The organism is Bradyrhizobium sp. USDA 4474 (assembly GCF_054057515.1).
The window spans coordinates 4,642,974-4,659,277 of the sequence record NZ_JBSRZJ010000002.1; the positions used below are offsets into that span (position 1 = coordinate 4,642,974).

At 59.0% G+C, this 16,304-nt stretch carries 15 protein-coding genes and 1 pseudogene; 13 read left to right on the forward strand and 3 right to left on the reverse strand.

Annotated features, from left to right (window positions below):
- The first annotated feature begins 40 nt into the window (after nt 1-40).
- From ACVW16_RS23805 to ACVW16_RS23830, 6 genes and pseudogenes are all read left to right on the forward strand, one after another.
- On the forward strand, nt 41-1,291 hold the full coding sequence (locus ACVW16_RS23805; RefSeq protein WP_456701522.1) for a Tm-1-like ATP-binding domain-containing protein: 1,251 nt from the start codon (nt 41-43) through the stop codon (nt 1,289-1,291).
- The gene (locus tag ACVW16_RS23810) at nt 1,284-2,147 is read left to right on the forward strand and encodes a phosphoenolpyruvate hydrolase family protein (protein WP_456705162.1); all 864 of its coding nucleotides are present in this window, start codon (nt 1,284-1,286) and stop codon (nt 2,145-2,147) included. The genes ACVW16_RS23805 and ACVW16_RS23810 overlap by 8 nt, the downstream gene beginning before the upstream one ends.
- The gene (locus ACVW16_RS23815) at nt 2,140-3,915 is read left to right on the forward strand and encodes an FAD-dependent oxidoreductase (RefSeq protein WP_456763493.1); all 1,776 of its coding nucleotides are present in this window, start codon (nt 2,140-2,142) and stop codon (nt 3,913-3,915) included. The genes ACVW16_RS23810 and ACVW16_RS23815 overlap by 8 nt, the downstream gene beginning before the upstream one ends.
- Before the next feature lie 208 nt (nt 3,916-4,123).
- Nucleotides 4,124-4,897 (forward strand): annotated as a pseudogene (locus tag ACVW16_RS23820) (IS3 family transposase); the annotation flags it as partial.
- Nucleotides 4,819-5,805: a transposase gene (locus ACVW16_RS23825; RefSeq protein WP_456701524.1), complete on the forward strand. Its 987-nt coding sequence runs from the start codon at nt 4,819-4,821 to the stop codon at nt 5,803-5,805. The pseudogene ACVW16_RS23820 and the gene ACVW16_RS23825, both read left to right, overlap by 79 nt.
- Nucleotides 5,806-5,960: 155 nt before the next feature.
- Nucleotides 5,961-6,170 (forward strand): hypothetical protein, encoded by a 210-nt coding sequence (locus ACVW16_RS23830; RefSeq protein WP_456701525.1) that lies wholly within the window; start codon nt 5,961-5,963, stop codon nt 6,168-6,170.
- Between the two features lie 50 nt (nt 6,171-6,220).
- On the opposite strand, the gene ACVW16_RS23835 is transcribed toward ACVW16_RS23830, so the two are convergent.
- From ACVW16_RS23835 to ACVW16_RS23845, 3 genes are all read right to left on the reverse strand, one after another.
- Nucleotides 6,221-6,667: a hypothetical protein gene (locus ACVW16_RS23835; protein WP_456701526.1), complete on the reverse strand. Its 447-nt coding sequence runs from the start codon at nt 6,665-6,667 to the stop codon at nt 6,221-6,223.
- A gap of 368 nt (nt 6,668-7,035) precedes the next feature.
- Nucleotides 7,036-7,653 (reverse strand): type II toxin-antitoxin system RelE/ParE family toxin, encoded by a 618-nt coding sequence (locus ACVW16_RS23840; protein WP_456701527.1) that lies wholly within the window; start codon nt 7,651-7,653, stop codon nt 7,036-7,038.
- The gene (locus ACVW16_RS23845; RefSeq protein WP_456701528.1) at nt 7,643-7,921 is read right to left on the reverse strand and encodes a type II toxin-antitoxin system ParD family antitoxin; all 279 of its coding nucleotides are present in this window, start codon (nt 7,919-7,921) and stop codon (nt 7,643-7,645) included. Before ACVW16_RS23845 ends, ACVW16_RS23840 begins: the two co-directional genes overlap by 11 nt.
- A gap of 1,068 nt (nt 7,922-8,989) precedes the next feature.
- Between ACVW16_RS23845 and ACVW16_RS23850 the strand changes: the two genes are divergently transcribed.
- The 7 genes from ACVW16_RS23850 (at nt 8,990) to ACVW16_RS23880 (ending at nt 16,257) form a co-directional block, all read left to right on the forward strand.
- Nucleotides 8,990-9,853: a branched-chain amino acid ABC transporter permease gene (locus tag ACVW16_RS23850; protein WP_456701529.1), complete on the forward strand. Its 864-nt coding sequence runs from the start codon at nt 8,990-8,992 to the stop codon at nt 9,851-9,853.
- Nucleotides 9,850-11,070, forward strand: a complete 1,221-nt coding sequence (locus ACVW16_RS23855) for a substrate-binding protein (RefSeq protein ID WP_456701530.1) — start codon at nt 9,850-9,852, stop codon at nt 11,068-11,070. The genes ACVW16_RS23850 and ACVW16_RS23855 overlap by 4 nt, the downstream gene beginning before the upstream one ends.
- A complete protein-coding gene (locus tag ACVW16_RS23860; RefSeq protein ID WP_456701531.1) occupies nt 11,070-12,140 on the forward strand; it encodes a branched-chain amino acid ABC transporter permease in 1,071 nt (356 codons plus the stop codon). The genes ACVW16_RS23855 and ACVW16_RS23860 overlap by 1 nt, the downstream gene beginning before the upstream one ends.
- A complete protein-coding gene (locus ACVW16_RS23865; protein ID WP_456701532.1) occupies nt 12,127-12,861 on the forward strand; it encodes an ABC transporter ATP-binding protein in 735 nt (244 codons plus the stop codon). Before ACVW16_RS23860 ends, ACVW16_RS23865 begins: the two co-directional genes overlap by 14 nt.
- On the forward strand, nt 12,854-13,549 hold the full coding sequence (locus ACVW16_RS23870) for an ABC transporter ATP-binding protein (protein WP_456701533.1): 696 nt from the start codon (nt 12,854-12,856) through the stop codon (nt 13,547-13,549). Before ACVW16_RS23865 ends, ACVW16_RS23870 begins: the two co-directional genes overlap by 8 nt.
- Nucleotides 13,550-13,629: 80 nt before the next feature.
- The gene (locus ACVW16_RS23875; protein WP_456701534.1) at nt 13,630-14,886 is read left to right on the forward strand and encodes an amidohydrolase family protein; all 1,257 of its coding nucleotides are present in this window, start codon (nt 13,630-13,632) and stop codon (nt 14,884-14,886) included.
- A gap of 150 nt (nt 14,887-15,036) precedes the next feature.
- Nucleotides 15,037-16,257 (forward strand): substrate-binding protein, encoded by a 1,221-nt coding sequence (locus ACVW16_RS23880; protein ID WP_456701535.1) that lies wholly within the window; start codon nt 15,037-15,039, stop codon nt 16,255-16,257.
- Nucleotides 16,258-16,304 lie beyond the last annotated feature (47 nt).

Here is a 16,304-nt window from a genome sequence, read left to right on the forward strand (position 1 = left end):
CTAGACCTCCGAATGTCCTGAAAGGTCTAGGAGGAAGATCGTGTCTAACCATCGCGCGGACGACCAGACGTCGATCCGGGATGGTCATCCGTCCGATCGTGCCGGCAAGGTCGCGATCGTCGCAACCCTGGACACAAAGGGCCGCGAAACCTCTTATCTCGCGCGCGTCATCGAACATTGCGGCCGCAAGACTCTTACGATCGATGTAGGCACATCAAACGGAAGGGCCAGAAGCAAGCCCGGCGGTAGCGATGCGCGGGTCGCTGCACCCGCCGAGCTCTTGCGGGCGATAGCTCAAAGCGCGCGTGAGGAGGTCAATGAGCTGCTGCGAACAAGTGCGATTGACGCGATCGTTGGAGTGGCAGGCGGCAAAGGCAGCGCAGTCTTTGGTGAACTTGTATCGGATCTGCCATATGGATTTCCGAAACTGCTGGTGAGTAGCGCCAGGCCGGCCCTCCTGGCCGAATTAGCCCTCCACAATGACATTATCCTCTATCCAACCTTGGTCGACCTTTTCGGAATTAACGCGTTCACCGAACGTGCTCTCGAGAATGCAGGGCGGGCAGTGGCAGCGATGCATTATGTGCCCGCTCAAGGTCGGCGGGAGAGAAAGACCGTTGCAATCACGGCCTTTGGGGTCACGACGCCGGCGGCAAATCGCTGCGTAGCGCGGCTCGGAGAGGCAGGGGTCGACGCGATCGTCTTTCCGGCCAATGGCGCCGGGGGACGTAAGATGGAGCAGCTCGTATCCGCCGGTGAGTTCGATGCGGTGCTCGATCTGACCACGACCGAGCTTGCTGACGAGCTGGTCGGCGGCACTGCCAGTGCAGGTCCAGACCGGCTAAAGGCTGCTTCTCTCCGGATGATTCCGCAACTCGTCGCCCCGGGGGCCGTCGACATGGTGAATTTCGGCCCTCCCTCGAGCGTGCCTGCCGAGTTCAAGGGCCGCCAATTCTATTTCCATACGCCCTTCACGACGCTCATGCGCACGAACGCTGAGGAGAACGAGCGCATAGGCAGGCTTACAGCAGAGCGCCTCGCGCAAGCAAAAGCGCCCACCGTCGTGTTGTGGCCGGCCAAGGGGGTGTCTGACTATGACCAGGAGGGTGGCATCTTCCGAAATCCTGAAGCCGATAAAGCCTGGTTCGACGCAGTCAGGCAAAACCTACCGCCCTCGATCGTCGCCCGCGAGTTGAATTGTCACATCAACGATCCGGAATTTGCGGAAGCGGCGTCTTCGTGGATCGTTGAACGATTGACGGCAGGAGGGGCATGCCGTGCGGATGTTTGATCGGGCCGAAATACTCGCAAAGATCACAGCTCAAGTTGCTGCCGGAAAGGCAGTTCTTGCTGCGGCAAGCAGTTGCGGGCTCGTCGCAAAATGCGCATCTCTCGGCGGAGCCGACATGCTTGTGGTCTACAGCACCGGGCTGTCACGGTTGATGGGATTGCCGACGAGCCGGATCGGCGATTCCAATGCGCGCACCCTGGAGCTCGCGGCCGAGATCCGCAACGTTGTCTCCTCTGTTCCTGTCATCGGCGGGATCGAGGCTTGGGACCCTCTCCGACTCGACCTCGATGATCTTCTGGACAAGTTCTGGGCTGCCGGCTTCTCCGGCGTGATCAACTACCCAACCATTTCAACGATGGGCGAGAAGTGGCGCGAGCGGCGAGGCCGCATCGGGCTCGGCTTTGAGCGCGAGGTTGAGATGATCGCGGCGGCCCGCGAGAAGAACATCTTCTCGCTCGCCTATGTCGCGAGCCCGCACGATGCCAAAGCGATGGCAACCGCGGGAGCCGACTGCATCGTCCCACATGTCGGCGCAACGCGCGGCGGGCTTGTGGGGCATGAGGAGGGACAATCGATCGAAGAGGCCATCAGGCGCATCAACGAGATCAATGCTGCGGCTCAAGCGGTCCGCCCGGACGTGATCCTTCTTTGCCATGGCGGGGCAATCGCTGAGCCCCAGGATACCTCGGAAGTCTACCGATCGACCGGATGTGTCGGCTTCGTTGGCGCCTCCTCCATCGAACGGATCCCGATCGAGCGGGCAGTGAAGGCTGCGGCCGAAAAATTCAAAGCCGTTCCGCTCCCGCGAAAGCATCAACATCCTCAGCAGAATCCGCACCGAGACACGAATGAATAGCCCGATCACCAAATTCCAGCCCAATACAGCTCCGTCCTCCAAAGCGAGCAAACCATCTCACGATTGGGAGACGGACGTGCTCGTGATCGGCAGCGGCGCGGCCGGACTGTCCGCAGCGCTCTACGCAGCAAAGGCAGGACTTCGCGTCACGGTCTGCGAAAAGTCCGCCAAGCTCGGTGGGACGACCGCCCTCTCGAACGGCATGATCTGGGTTCCATGCTCAATGCAGGCTCGGGCGGCGAAAATTGATGATTCGATCGCGAAGGCGAAGACCTATCTGCAACACGAACTCGGCAATTATTATCGCCCCGAGCACGTCGACGCCTATCTTGAAGACGGACCAACAGCGCTCGCCAGCTTGGAAAATGGAAGTGAAGTCAAGTTCACCCTGGCCTCCGCTCCCGATTATCATTCGAACCAGATCGGCGGGGTCGACAAGGGTCGGGCGCTGAGTCCTGCACCTTACGACGGGCGGCTTCTCGGCAAGGATTTCGATTTGATCGGTGATCCGATCCGCGTGGTGCTCGGCGGCATGATGATTTCATCCGGCGAGGTCAGAAACTTCCTCAATCCGTTCCAGTCGGCTGCCTCGCTCAAGCACGTGCTGCGCCGGGTCAGCCGCTACGCAGGCGATCGGCTGCGCTACAGGAGGGGCACTGAACTTAGTGGTGGGAATGCGCTGATCGCGCGGCTATTGGTCAGCCTGCGCAGATATGGCGTTGAAATCTGGCCGCGCTGCCCGGCGATAGAACTGACCAGGGATGGCGGGAGAGTTACTGGCGCAATCCTGAAGCGTGATGGCGCGAATCTTCGCGTCCGCGCCTCGCACGGAGTGGTCTTGGCAACCGGTGGCTTTGCGCGGAACGGTCAATTGCGCGCTCGGCTGAGTGGAGCTCACCAGCACAATGATACGCTGGCGCACAGCGATGTCACGGGTGATGGCCTTGCGCTCGCAGGCAAGCTCGGGGCTGCAATCGATAACGACGTTGCATCGAGTGGCTTCTGGACGCCGGTGTCAATACTCAGGAACGGTCGCTCCTCGCAAGTTGTGCCGTACGGCTGGCTCGATCGTGGCCGTCCGGGTGTCATCGCCGTCGGACCAAATGCCAAACGCTTCGTCAATGAATCCAATTCGTATCATGATATCTGCCTTGCCATGTTCAACAACGGTTATCCGGCGGACAAACGGTTCTATTTTATTTGCGACAAGGAGTTCGTCCGCCGCAGGGGGATGGGGCACCTGCTGCCCTGGCCATGGACATTGAGCATCAAGAAGTATGCCCGTTTGGGGTACATCGAGATCGGCCGGACGATTACGGAGCTTGCGGGCGAATTGGGACTCGATCCTAACCAGCTCCAAAAGACTGTTGAAGAACACAATGCCCACGCGGCTGAAGGACGCGATCCGCTCTTCAACCGCGGTGAATCAGCTTTCAACCGTACCCTAGGAGATCCGGCGGCCGGAAAGAAAAACCCGAACCTTGGGCCTATCAAAAACGGCCCATTCATCGCGCTCCCAATTGTCCCGGCAACGCTTGGAACAGCCACCGGCCTTTCGACCGATGCAGAGGGACAGGTCCTGAATGAAAATGGGGCGCCGATCGCAGGTCTCTATGCCTGCGGCAACGACATGACCTCGCCGATGCGCGGAATTTATCCTGGGGCGGGCATTACGATCGGCCCGGCCATTGTGTTTGCCTACCGCGCGGTCGACAGCGTCGTACGGTCGGCGCGACAGGGACAGCCCGCGGCGGCATCGCAAGCGTAAGCCGAATGTTCTCTCCTGTTCGCCCTGCGACGACTGACTTCCGGCAAGGCAAGGGCGTGCGACGCGCGATTAATGCAAAGACACATTCGGACTATAGGAAGATTGAGGTAATCGCTTTCAGGCACATCGTGCTCTAAAATCATAATGACCGGCCACTGAGTATTTCCTCCAGAAGGAGCTAGAGTCCGCCCTGAAGAAGGACGGACAGATGAAGCGAGCACGGTTCACGGAAGAGCAAATTATTGCGGTGCTGAAGGAGCATGAGGCCGGGGGCGAAGACGGCCGATCTGGCTCGCAAGCACGGGATCTCCGAGGCGACGATCTACAATTGGAAGGCCAAATTCGGCGGCATGGACGTTTCCGAAACGAAGCGGTTGAGGGCCTGGAGGAGGAGAACGGAAAGCTGAAGAAGCTTCTGGCCGAACAGATGCTCGATGCAGCCGCACTCCGTGAGCTCCTTTCAAAAAAATGGTAGGGCCCGCCGCCAAGCGCGCTGCGGTAGCGCATCTGCAGGCCGTCATGAGCCTGTCGGAACGGCGGGCCTGCTCGATCGTGGGTGCGGATCGGGAGATGATCCGCTATCGCTCCAGCCGCAGGACGCAGTTCTGCGGGGCCGGTTGCGCGATCTCGCCAACGAGCGGCGGCGTTTCGGCTATCGCCGCCTGTTCGTCCTGCTGCGGCGGGAGGGCGAGCCATCGGGGCTCAACCGGATCTACCGGCTTTATCGCGAGAAAGGCTCACCGTCCGCAAGCGGCGGGCTCGCCGCAAGGCCGTGGGGAGCCGGGCCCCGATCCTAGTCGAGGCCAAGCCAAATGCCCGCTGGTCGTTGGACTTCGTCCACGACCAGTTTGCCAATGGCAGACGCTTCCGCATCCTCAACATCGTTGACGACGTCACCAAGGAATGCCTGGGCGCTATTCCGGACACGTCGATCTCGGGGCGGCGCGTGGCCCGCGAACTCACGGCAATCGTCGAGCGACGCGCCTTGACCGCCGCTTTACTCGTAACCAGAACGGCAAGCGCAAGGTTGTTGTGATCGTTCGCGAGCGCGACGGCAACTCCGTCCCGGCCGTCTTCAACTCGGAAAGCCAAGCCGCCTCATTCATCCGGTCCCGCATTGCCAAGGGTACGACGGTTCACGCCGACGAAGCCTCAGCTTGGGACCATCTTCATGAGCGTTTCGAGGTGAAGCGCATCAACCATCAGGAGGCGTACAGCTTTGACGGCGCCTGCACCAATTGGGCCGCAGAATACTTCTCCCGCCTTCGTCGCGCCGAAAAAGGCATTCATCACCATGTCGCTGGCCCGTACCTGCTGCGGTATGCTCAGGAGTCCTCATGGCGCGAGGACAACCGCAGAGTCTCCAACGGCTACCAGACGCAACGGGTCGCGGTGCTGGCTTTGAAGCGGGGCAAGTCGGTGGACTTCACTGGCTACTGGCAGCGGCAACCCGTTTCAATTGCGAATGCGACAAAGGTAATGAAGCAAGTATTCAATAGAATAGTCGGGTTTTGCAAAAACCTATTTATAATTTGCTATGGATCATCCGACAAGGTCGGTACTTGGCTGATGAGTGTACTTGCGTGCCTAGCGCTTCCCTGTCTTCCTCTGCTTGTTGAATTACTCAAGAAGGGTCAGATTGACCTAGGAAACATTATGATAACTGCGTCAATACTTTCGGCGACCTTTATTTTTACTGCTGGACACAGAATTGCCCAAGTAATTTACTCATTATTATTTGTAATAGCGTTACTCTTGGACGCCGTATCGGGTGGCCTTGCGGAGCAAATGGTTCATCACTACTCTGGAACTTTACTCGCAGCAGTTGCGTTTCTGCATACCTCTGAGAGATTCCGTTGGCATGTAGTTTTGGACAGGCCATTTCCATAGCGGGTCAATGACATGATCGACTCAGAAAATCTTCTATCGCTTGTGTCGGTCGCAGTTTCTTTGGCGGCCGGGGCAGCGTCTGCCAAAACTTTTTTTGAGGGCTTAAAAGTCTTAGGGCCAAGAAGCGCGCGGAGCGCTACCTCCATAATAAAATTATGTCCGACGCAGTATTGGCCGCGATGGTTAGTCGCGCCTCCAAGGCACCTCTGGACCACCAAGAATTAGAAGCGGTGACAAAGAGCATCGAGGCTGCAATATCGGCTATGTCAGAATCCGATAAAAAGCTAATCGGAGAGGGTCTTCACCAAGACAATCCGCGCGGCACAAAGCGTTATGTGCGCGATTTATTGACCGCCTCCGCTTGAGGGGGTAGTCATTGAAGAGGCGCGCGCTTAAACGTTGCTCGCGGCTTCTTTCAGTCGCCAGCGGGCCGGTCTAGCCTCGCCAACCTTCTCCCCCCCTGGCCGTCGTGGTTGGCAAGGCTGTGCTGTATCCCCAACGCGACGTTCTGCACGTCCTCCTTGGAGGCGTCCTGCACGCCAGGAGCGGCGAGAATGGCGGCGGCTAGCTCTTGCGCCGTTATGGGTTCCGGTGCCGTCCGGAGCACGTCCACGGCCTTCCTATACAATGTGCTCCGCTTGAACCACTTGTTCGGCTTCCGCCGCTTCACGGCGATGCCAGCGAGGTTGTAGTTCGGGTCCAGCATCTTGATGACGGCTTCCACTTGTCGCATCTGCTCGCTCATCTCATCGTACTTCTGCCGGTTCTCAAGGATGGCCCCGCCTAGTTCGGCATGAAGCCACTCAAGGGTGAAGATAGCGGGGCGAGTGTACAGGTTCTGCGTAGGTCTATGGCGGGCCATGGTCGTGTCCGGTTGATCTAGGTCAAAGGCTCAGAGGCGAGCCGCCGGATGCTCCGACTATGGTAAGAGACAACTGGATGTCTTGGGCTTCAGTCGTCTGGGCGCTGTTGGTGGCCAGCGCCTCCATTACTTTGTCGTTACTGCCTAGCGGCTGCGCCGGACAGCTAGGCAGTCCCCTTCAAAATTCTTGTGGCGTTTGCGCCATAATACCGAAAGTTCGCTGTCGGCGTCAGCGCACCATCCGCGACCATTTTGATCATTGCTCAGTCTGCTACGGCCGCAGGGCGAGCAGCAGGAGGAGGAATGGGCTGCCGAGTTCGTCCCTAATACGGTCCGGCGACGCAGACTGGCTGTACCTCGAAAGTGGCTCAAACTAATCTTTGGACTTCGCAGCGCGCGAGATGGCTTCCTGCACGCGGCGCCTGCTGCCGCGCGGCAATGAGGGTGACAGTGCTTCCCACCCAGATTGTCGCGCTATAGCCTGCCTCGGCCTGTTGTCTGAGAAGGGTTGCCTCTGCTGTGCCAAGCTCCTGCTTGATCCGGTCATGATTGGCGATAGCGTCGGCGAGTTCGCGGGGCAGAGTGGACTCGCGGCCCTGCGAAAAATAGACATGGGGGTTCTCCTTCTCCCGGACGGACCGAAAGGTTGATTGATCGATGATTGAACTGAATTGGAAGGTTACCCGCTGAAAATCACAGCTTAATCGAGATCGGCCGGTGCATTGTCGCGGGCACCATGCAGTACCCGGACGATTTCGGCGCCATTCGGGAATGCTTCCGTAATTGCCAACCGCGAAGCTGCGGATGCTCCTACCCAGTTCAGGACGTTGGCGGCCAGCCTGCGGATTCTCGGCGAGCATCTGAAAGGTGTTGCAGATCCGGTCGATGGGACGATCCGCCGCCGTGATGTTGTCTGATGCGACGAAAAGCCAGATTTCCTCAAGGTAGGTTTCAACCCGAGGACGCCTGGCCAGATTACCCGCCACGCTTGCTGGCTTTCAGCCGTTCACGTCCTCGGGCCTTGACCCGCTCGACGAGTTCGCCGGGCTCGAACGGATCGGCCGGGCCGCTGTCCAGCCTTTCCTGAACGGGAGCGCGCAAGGCCTCAAGCTTCGCCTTGCGACGCTCCTCGCGTTCTTCGATCAGGCGCAGGCCATCACGCATAGCCTCACTGGCTGTGCTGTAGCGGCCGCTATCGACAAGGTCGTTGACGAAGGTCTCGTCGTGCTTTCCGATGCTGTAGCTGGTTGCCATGCCAGGTTCCTCTTTCCTCATAAAGTAATATTCAATGATATCCCTGGCGAGGGGTACTGATATCCTGGCCGATGGCGACTCTCGTTCAGGAAAGATCCGCGATTGTGCGTTCAGCCAGTGCGAAAACGCTGTCCTTCCGGATTGTAAGACCCACTGGAACGAGGAGCTTTGCCGGCGTGGTGAGATTCTCGGCGTGAATCGCACTCGATCGCCCGGACGATTGTCTCATCGGTTAAATCGAAGTCGATATGGCCCCAGAATGTTCCAGGCTTGGTGCCATGTCGCCATTGTTGCCATTCATAGAGGAATTGCTGGACCGCGCGGTAGCCGCAGTGGCGGTTGGAAGGAGCGGCTTGGATCTGGATCGATGCGGCTAGCAGGTGTCCACGCGAGCGAAGGCTAAGGTGCATCAAGGCGCCTGGGAAGGGATGTGGATTGGTCGCTCAAGCAATCCACCAGCGGTTGTCATCAGGCGGCTGAGAATAGCGCTATAACCAGCCGCCCGCGTCCGGCGAGTTGCTTGAAATGTCCTAGGATATGTTTGCGGCCTCTTTGGCGCGCTACGTTGGACGAAATGACCTCGTCGTTTTGGTGCGGATGAACCATAAGCGGCCATCGTCATCTGGTGCATCTTCTCGTCTGGTTTGCTTCGATGGTTCGGTATCGTTGGCGCGGCACGCGATTCCGCCCGTACGGGACCCAGTCAGAGATACGGATAGCTCTCCCATCGCCTTCGACCGCATCGAAATTGGGCTGGCGAGAACGTGGGCCGTCACCGGAGAGCGGTCATGAGCGCGGGCGCAATTTCATCCGCCCAGCGAACATTACCCAACATTACTCAGATCTTTCCTACCTTTCTCTAGGCAATCTCCCGCTGCATGTCGTGAATGAAGAGGAGGCGGGCCGCTCGCGAAGCCCACCATCGCCTGCAACTCCCATTGCCGGGATGACCTTCCAGGAGCGCTCTTGTGACAGCAGCCCTTCGCATTCCAACGAGTAGTTCACGCATTGCAGCAGTGGACGTGAAGAGGCTGTGCTCGCAATCTCAGGGAATGTGACGCAGCGGCAATGGATACGCTCCTTATCGCGTCATTCGAGATCCTGAGTTTTGGCGCCATCGTGGTGCTGGTTGTGCTCGGTCTCGGGATCATTGCCAGCATGATGGGTATCTTCAACTTTGCCCAGGGCGAGTTCGTGCTGCTCGGCGCCTACGTCACTTATCTCGTGCACAGCGTTGGTTTGCCGGTCCCGCTCGGCATGCTCGCCGCGCCCGTCGCGGTCGGCGCGCTTGGGTTCGTGTTGGAAAAACTCGTGGTGCGACGGTTCTATACCGCTCCAATCGTGGCCATGCTTGGCACCTATGCACTTGGGTTGATCATTCGCGAAGCCGTGCGCGGGCTGACCGGCGGACTCTATCTCTCGGTGCCGGAGCCAATCAGCGGTTCTATCACGATCGGTAGTCTGCACTTTGCGACCTGGCGCGGCGTCATTGTCATCATCACTTTGCTCGTGATGGCCGTGAGCCATGCATTGCTCGCCTACACCTCGTTCGGCCTGCGGGTTCGTGCCTCGCTGGAGAACCCGTCCCTGGCGCGTGCCTCGGGCATCTCCACTGGCATGATCTACAGCGTCACATTTGCATTTGGCGCGGCGCTCGCGGGCCTTGCCGGCGCGCTGATCGTGCCGGTCTTTTCACTGTTCGCCGATCTTGGCATTCGCTTTCTCATCCAGGGTTTTGTTGCCGTGATGGTCGGCGGCGTCGGGTCTTTCGCGGGGCCGGTTGCTGGCGCCAGCCTCATCGGCACGTTCAGTGCCTGGCTGCCTTGGCTGATGTCCCCGATGATCGCCGACGTTCTGGTGTTCGTGCTCGCTATCATTTTTGTCAAGTTCCGGCCGCAAGGCCTCATTTCAGGAAGAGGGGTCAACCGATGATCAAGGCCAACCGACAACTGAGCCGCCGTCGCTTTCTCGGCAATGTCGCCCTCGCATCCGCGGCCATCGCGGTCGGTCCGGGTAGCTGGGTGATCCGCCCAGACTGGGCAAATGCTGTGGAAGGCCCAATCAGGCTCGGCATTGCTACCGATCTTACCGGCTCGCTCGGCTTCGCCGGCAATACCGACGCCAACGTGGCTCGCATGCTGGTCAAGGAAATCAATGACTCCGGCGGCTTGTTGGGACGCCCGATCGAACTGTTGATTGAGGATACTGCCTCCGACGAATCCGTTGCCGTGGGCAATGTGCGTAAGCTGATTCAGCGAGATAAGGTCGACCTGGTAATTGGCGGTATTTCGAGCTCGATGCGCAATGCGATCAAGGATGTCATCATCTCTCGCGGCAAGACCCTCTATATCTATCCGGAAGGTTACGAAGGCAAAGAGTGCACGCCCTACCTGTTTTGCACCGGGCCGGTACCGGCTCAAAATTGCGACCAATTCATTCCCTGGTTGATCAAAAATGGTGGCAAGCGCTTCGCGCTGCCTGGCTCCAATTATGTTTGGCCACAAACTATCAACGCCTATGCGCGCAAGGTGATCGAGAGCAGCGGCGGCGAAGTTGTCTTTGAAGAATACTACCCGCTCGATCAGATCGACTTTTCCTCCACGGTTAGCCGCGTCATATCCAACAAAGTCGACGTGGTTTTCAACGCCATTGTCCCGCCCGGCGTTAGCCCGTTCTTTAAACAGCTCTATCAAGCTGGCTTCTCAAAAAATGGCGGGCGGCTGGGCTGCGTCTACTACGACGAAAACTTCCTGGAAATGAACCAGGCCCACGAGATTGAAGGACTTGCGAGCAGCCTCGACTATTACAAGGTGCTCGCGGCGGACGATCCAGTGAGCGCCAGGATTCAGTCGGCCTACGACAGGCAGTTCCCTGCCAAATTCCGGTTCTCGGCAGGTAGCGCCGCTACGGGCACCTACCGCGGGCTGAAACTGTGGGAGGCTGCGGTGAAGGAAGCCGGGACGATTGAGCGCGACGCGGTCGCCGCCGCCCTTGACCACGCCAAGATTGCGGAAGGGCCGGGCGGGCCTGCGGAGATGGCGCCCGGCAAGCGCCACTGCAAAATGAACATGTACATTGGGGTGGCAAAGGGTGGCCAATACGAGATCGTTGCGCGTAGCGCCGGCTTGGTCGATCCGAAGGAATGCTGATGTCATCCACCGACACTGGCATACAGCCCACGCCAAGCGTCGTTGAAGCGGCTCGTTCGCCCGTCAAGGCATCCGCCTTCACCGGGCGACGGCTTCCGAGTCTCGAGCTAGCGTTGTTGATTGCCGCTTCCATCGCACCCCTGTTCCTGCGGGATTACATCACGGTCTATGCGACACGGGTGCTTATTCTGTGCCTCTTCGCCTTGTCGTTCGACCTGGTGTGGGGCTATGCGGGGATCTTGAGCTTAGGTCAGTCGTTGTTCTTTGGCATGGCCGGCTACGCTGTGGCGCTGCTTTCGCGCGATTTCGGGGTTGGTTCGATTTTTGCGGTTCTTCCCGTCGGAACTCTTGTAGGTTTTGTAGCGGCACTCTTGCTGGCGGGTTTCCTTCTTTTGGGTCGTCACCCCTCCAGTGTGGTCTTCGTTTCGCTGGGCACCATGACCGGAGCTTATGCGGCTGATCGGTTGGCGCGAGGGTCTCAATATCTTGGCGGTCAGAACGGTATCCCTTCGATTCAACCGATGACGATCGGCTCGCACGAGCTGAACGAGGGGCTTGGCTTTTACTACTTGGTGCTCGTCATTCTTGCTCTGATCTACCTTCTGTCGCGATTTCTGGTGCGGTCGCAGTTTGGGCTCGCGCTGGCGGGCCTGCGAGAGAACGAGCAGCGCATCGCCTTCTTCGGGTACAAAGCGCAGCATTTGAAGGCGATCATCTTCGCAATCAGCGGCGCGATTGCAGGTACCGCGGGCAGCCTTTATGCGTTCCACGAGGGATTTGTCTGGACCAACATGCTGGGCGTCGTGATGTCGACCCAGGTCGTGCTCTACGTCTTATTCGGCGGCTCCGGGACATTGATCGGTGCCGTGATGGGCACCGCGATTGTCGAGGGTCTCAGCTTTTGGCTCTCCGACAATTATCGCGATATCTGGCCGATCATCCTAGGCGTTCTGCTGTTACTCGTCATTCTGTTCCGGCCTCTCGGCTTGATCAGCCTCGTGCTCGGCGAGCGGGAACGTGTCGGATATTTCGGCCCGAGCCTCAGGGGGAGGCGCAATGCCGCTTCTTGAAGCCGCCGGCATTTCCAAGGTGTTTGGCAAGCTGACCGCGCTGGACGGCGCGGCGCTCACGGTCGGCGAGGGCGAGTTTCATGGCCTGATCGGGCCGAATGGATCGGGCAAGAGCACGCTGATGAAGTGTCTTGCAGGAGCGCTAATGCCGACACAGGGCAGGGTCAAGTTCATCAATACGGACGTCACCTCGCTTACGCCGCCAGAGCGTGCGCGAGCCGGTATGAGCCTTAAATTTCAGATCACCGCCGTGCTGCCGACCCTGACGCTCTACGACAACATTCTGCTCGCCCTGCAGGCCCGGTCCTCACTCCTGGACCTGGCATTCTCGCGCACTCGAGGACAACTGCACGAGCAGGTCATGACGATGCTCCTCCAGTTCCGCCTGGCCGATCGCGCCTACGATGCTGCGGCGACCCTTTCTCACGGGCAGCAGCAATGGCTGGAGATCGCGATGGCGCTCGCATGCAGACCGCGCCTGCTGCTGCTTGACGAGCCCACCGGAGGCATGAGCCTGGAAGAGCGCCGCGTCACTGGCGAATTGCTGCTGCCGATCAAACAGCATTGCTCCCTTGTCATCGTGGAGCACGACCTGGATTTCATCCGTGATATCTGTGACCGTCTGACCGTGCTCGATCAGGGCAAGGTGCTGGCGTCAGGAACGGTTGCCGAGATCCAGGCCAACAGAAGCGTCCAGGAGATTTATCTGCGCCGTGCCTGAATTCCTCAATATCAAGAATCTCGACGCCGGGTATGGACGCAGCCAGGTTTTGTTCGGCGTCAATATGGCCGTCCCGCCGCGCGGCGGTGTAGCCGTCCTCGGCCGCAACGGCGCCGGAAAGAGCACGCTCATGAAAGCGATCGTGGGCGAACTAGCGGCATGGAAGGGCGGCCTTCAATTCAACGGCCAAGACATCGGTCGCCGCCGGACCGAACAGCGCGTGCGGGCCGGTATTGGATATGTGCCGCAAGAGCATTCAGTGTTCGCGCGCCTGTCCGTGCGCGACAATCTCGCCGTCGGATCGCTTTTGTACCCCGATGGATCGGCTGTCGACCGGGTAATGAGCATGTTTCCAAAACTCGGCGAACGCCTGGACCAGCCGGCCGGAACGCTCTCCGGTGGTGAACGCAAGATGCTCGCAATCGGTCGAGCGATGCTCGGAAAGCCTAAGCTCCTCCTGTTGGATGAGCCGACCGAAGGTGTCTGGATCGGCGTCATCGAGGAAATCTGTGAGCGCTTGGTCGAGCTAGCCGCAGAGATCGCCATCATCATCGTCGAGCAACATCTCGATCTGGCAATGCGCGTCGCGGAACACGCCTATGTGCTGGATCGCGGCCGTGTCGCGCTGTCAGGCCCATCGCAAGAGCTGCGCAACGACCCGCGCCTGTTGACATATCTAGCGCCCTAGAGGCGTCCGCGGCGGCGGCCATCTCATAGCCAAAGGTGGCGCTTTCGAGCTCCTTAACGATGGCTGAACAGAGAGGGAAGATGTCTGAAACTATAGGCAATTTTGTAAATGCATGCCAAGTCGTCGATGTCCATGAACATCACATGGCGGAGGTCGCGCATAGCCGGGACGTAAATCTGTTGAAGCTGTTCCAGCAGAGCTATGCGGCTTGGACCAGCCAGGTGCTGCCATCCGAGCCCAAGGCAACGAGCAATATGATATTTACCCCGACAGAGCCGACCACCTGGGAGGCCCTTGCGCCGTTCGTGGAGAGGAGCGGATCGAACGCATTCGTCCGCAATCTCGTCCGCGGGGTTGCCGATCTTTACGGCGTCGCCGACATTGGAATTACTCGCGACAATTGGGAGGCGGTGGATGCTAGCGTGCGCTTGCGCCACATGGAAGCGACATGGCCAAGCGAAGTAATTAGGCGCGCCGGTATCGGGAGGATCGTAACGGACCCTTTTCTCGATCCGTTGACGGATCCGCGGCCGGTCCTAGGGCAAAGCTACGATGCGGTTCTGCGGATTAACGCATTCGCTCTCGGCTGGCACGCAGAATCCCGCGATCACAATGGAAATTGCGGCCATAAGTTGCTGCGGCGCCTCGGCATGGAGGTGAAAACCTTCGACGATTATTGCGATGCAATCCGTGAGCTCGTAGCCGGCTGCTCCCGGCGCAATCACATCGCGCTTAAAAACGCACTCGCCTATGACCGTGATCTAAGCTTTGACGAACCGAACGAGGAACTGGCTCGGCAGGCCTGGGGACAAATTTCACCGTCACCGGCAGCGCGCAAGGCATTCTGCGACTTTATCGTCGACCTGTTTTGTCAACTCGCAGGCGAGGCCGACCTGCCGGTGCAAACTCACCTTGGAACGGCAATCATAAGGGGCTCCCACCCGCTACGTATGACCGGGTTGATTGAGCGTCATCCTCGGACGCGTTTTCTGCTGATGCATTTGGCCTATCCTTGGAGCCGTGATTTGTTAGGAATGGCTTTTGTGTATCGAAATGTCTGGCTTGATTTGTGCTGGTCGTTTCTGCTGAGCCCGTCACATTTCAAGCTCGCCCTGCACGAGGCCATTGAAGTCTTGCCGGATGAATCCCGGATGATGATCGGTGGAGACTGCCTTCACGTCGAGGAGACGTTTGCCGCGATAAAGGGCGCACGCCAGCTCATCAGTGAGGTACTGAAGGAAAAGGTCGCGAGCGGTTACTTTGGATTTCGAGACGCAGAGCGCTTAGCCGTCAGAATCCTTGGTGAGAACGCGAGAGATTATTTCAGACGGTCCTGAATGCGCCCCTTCGTTACGCGATTTTACCCAAAAAATGGGCCGAAGAGCCTGCTCGCTCCCCCAAATTGACGGATAGCGTTCCGGCTGCCGTGCCCCTGAAAGAGCGGGGCACGTCGATCTTACGCCATCAGCCAAGGGGAGGTCAGTTTGATGTCGAAACGTCACCGACAGCTTAGTCGCCGCCGCTTTCTCGGAAATTTCGCCTTTGCGTCTGCGGCGATTGCGGCCGGCCCGGGCAGCTGGGTCATCCGTCCTGACTGGGCCAACGCCGCCGAAGGCCCGATCAGGATAGGCATTGCCACCGATGTTACCGGGGCACTCGGCTTTGCTGGGAATACCGACGCCAATGTCGCTCGCATGGTGGTCAGCGAGATCAACGAAAATGGGGGTCTCCTGGGGCGCCCCATCGAGCTCCTAATCGAGGACACCGCGTCCAACGAGTCGGTCGCCGTTGCCAATGTCCGCAAGCTGATTCAGCGAGACAAGGTCGACCTGGTGCTCGGTGGCATCGCGAGCTCCATGCGCAACGCCATAAAGGACATCATCATCGCTCGTGGTAAGACCCTCTACATCTATCCGCAGGCCTACGAGGGCAGGGAATGTACGCCCTATCTGTTCTGCACGGGCCCGGTACCGGCGCAGAATTGCGACCAGTTCATTCCGTGGTTGATCAAGAACGGCGGCAAACGCTTCGCGCTGCCTGGCTCCAACTACATCTGGCCACAGACAATCAACGCCTATGCGCGCAAGGTGATCGAGAGCAGCGGCGGGGAGGTGGTGTTCGAGGAGTACTACCCCCTCGACCAAATCGATTTTTCATCCACCGTGAGCCGCATCACCTCCAACAAAGTAGACGTGGTATTCAACAGCGTCATCCCGCCGGGCGTCGGCTCCTTCTTCAAACAGCTTTATGAAGCGGGCTTTTCCAGGAATGGGGGAAAGCTGGGCTGCGTCTACTATGACGAGAACACGCTCGAGATGAACCAGGCGCACGAGATCGAGGGCCTCGCCAGCAGCCTCGACTATTACAAGGCACTTGCGGTGGAAGATCCGGTGAGCGCCAAAATTCAGTCCGCCTACGAAAAGCAGTTTCCTGGCAAGTTCCGGTTCTCAGCAGGGAGCGCCGCGACCGGCACTTATCGAGGGCTGAAGCTGTGGGAAGCCGCAGTGAAGGAAACTGGTACAACTGACCGCGAGGCGGTCGCTGCCGCGCTCGACCACGCAAAGCTTGCGCACGGGCCTGGCGGCCCGGCGGAGATGGTGCCGGGCAAGCGCCACTGCAAGATGAACATGTATGTTGGCGTGGCAAAGGCGGGCCAATACCAGATCGTCGCCCGTAGCGCCGGCCTGGTCGAGCCGAAGGAGTGTTGATGGCCCATGCTGGACGGGCCAGCTTGGCTGGCCACGCATGTGAGCAG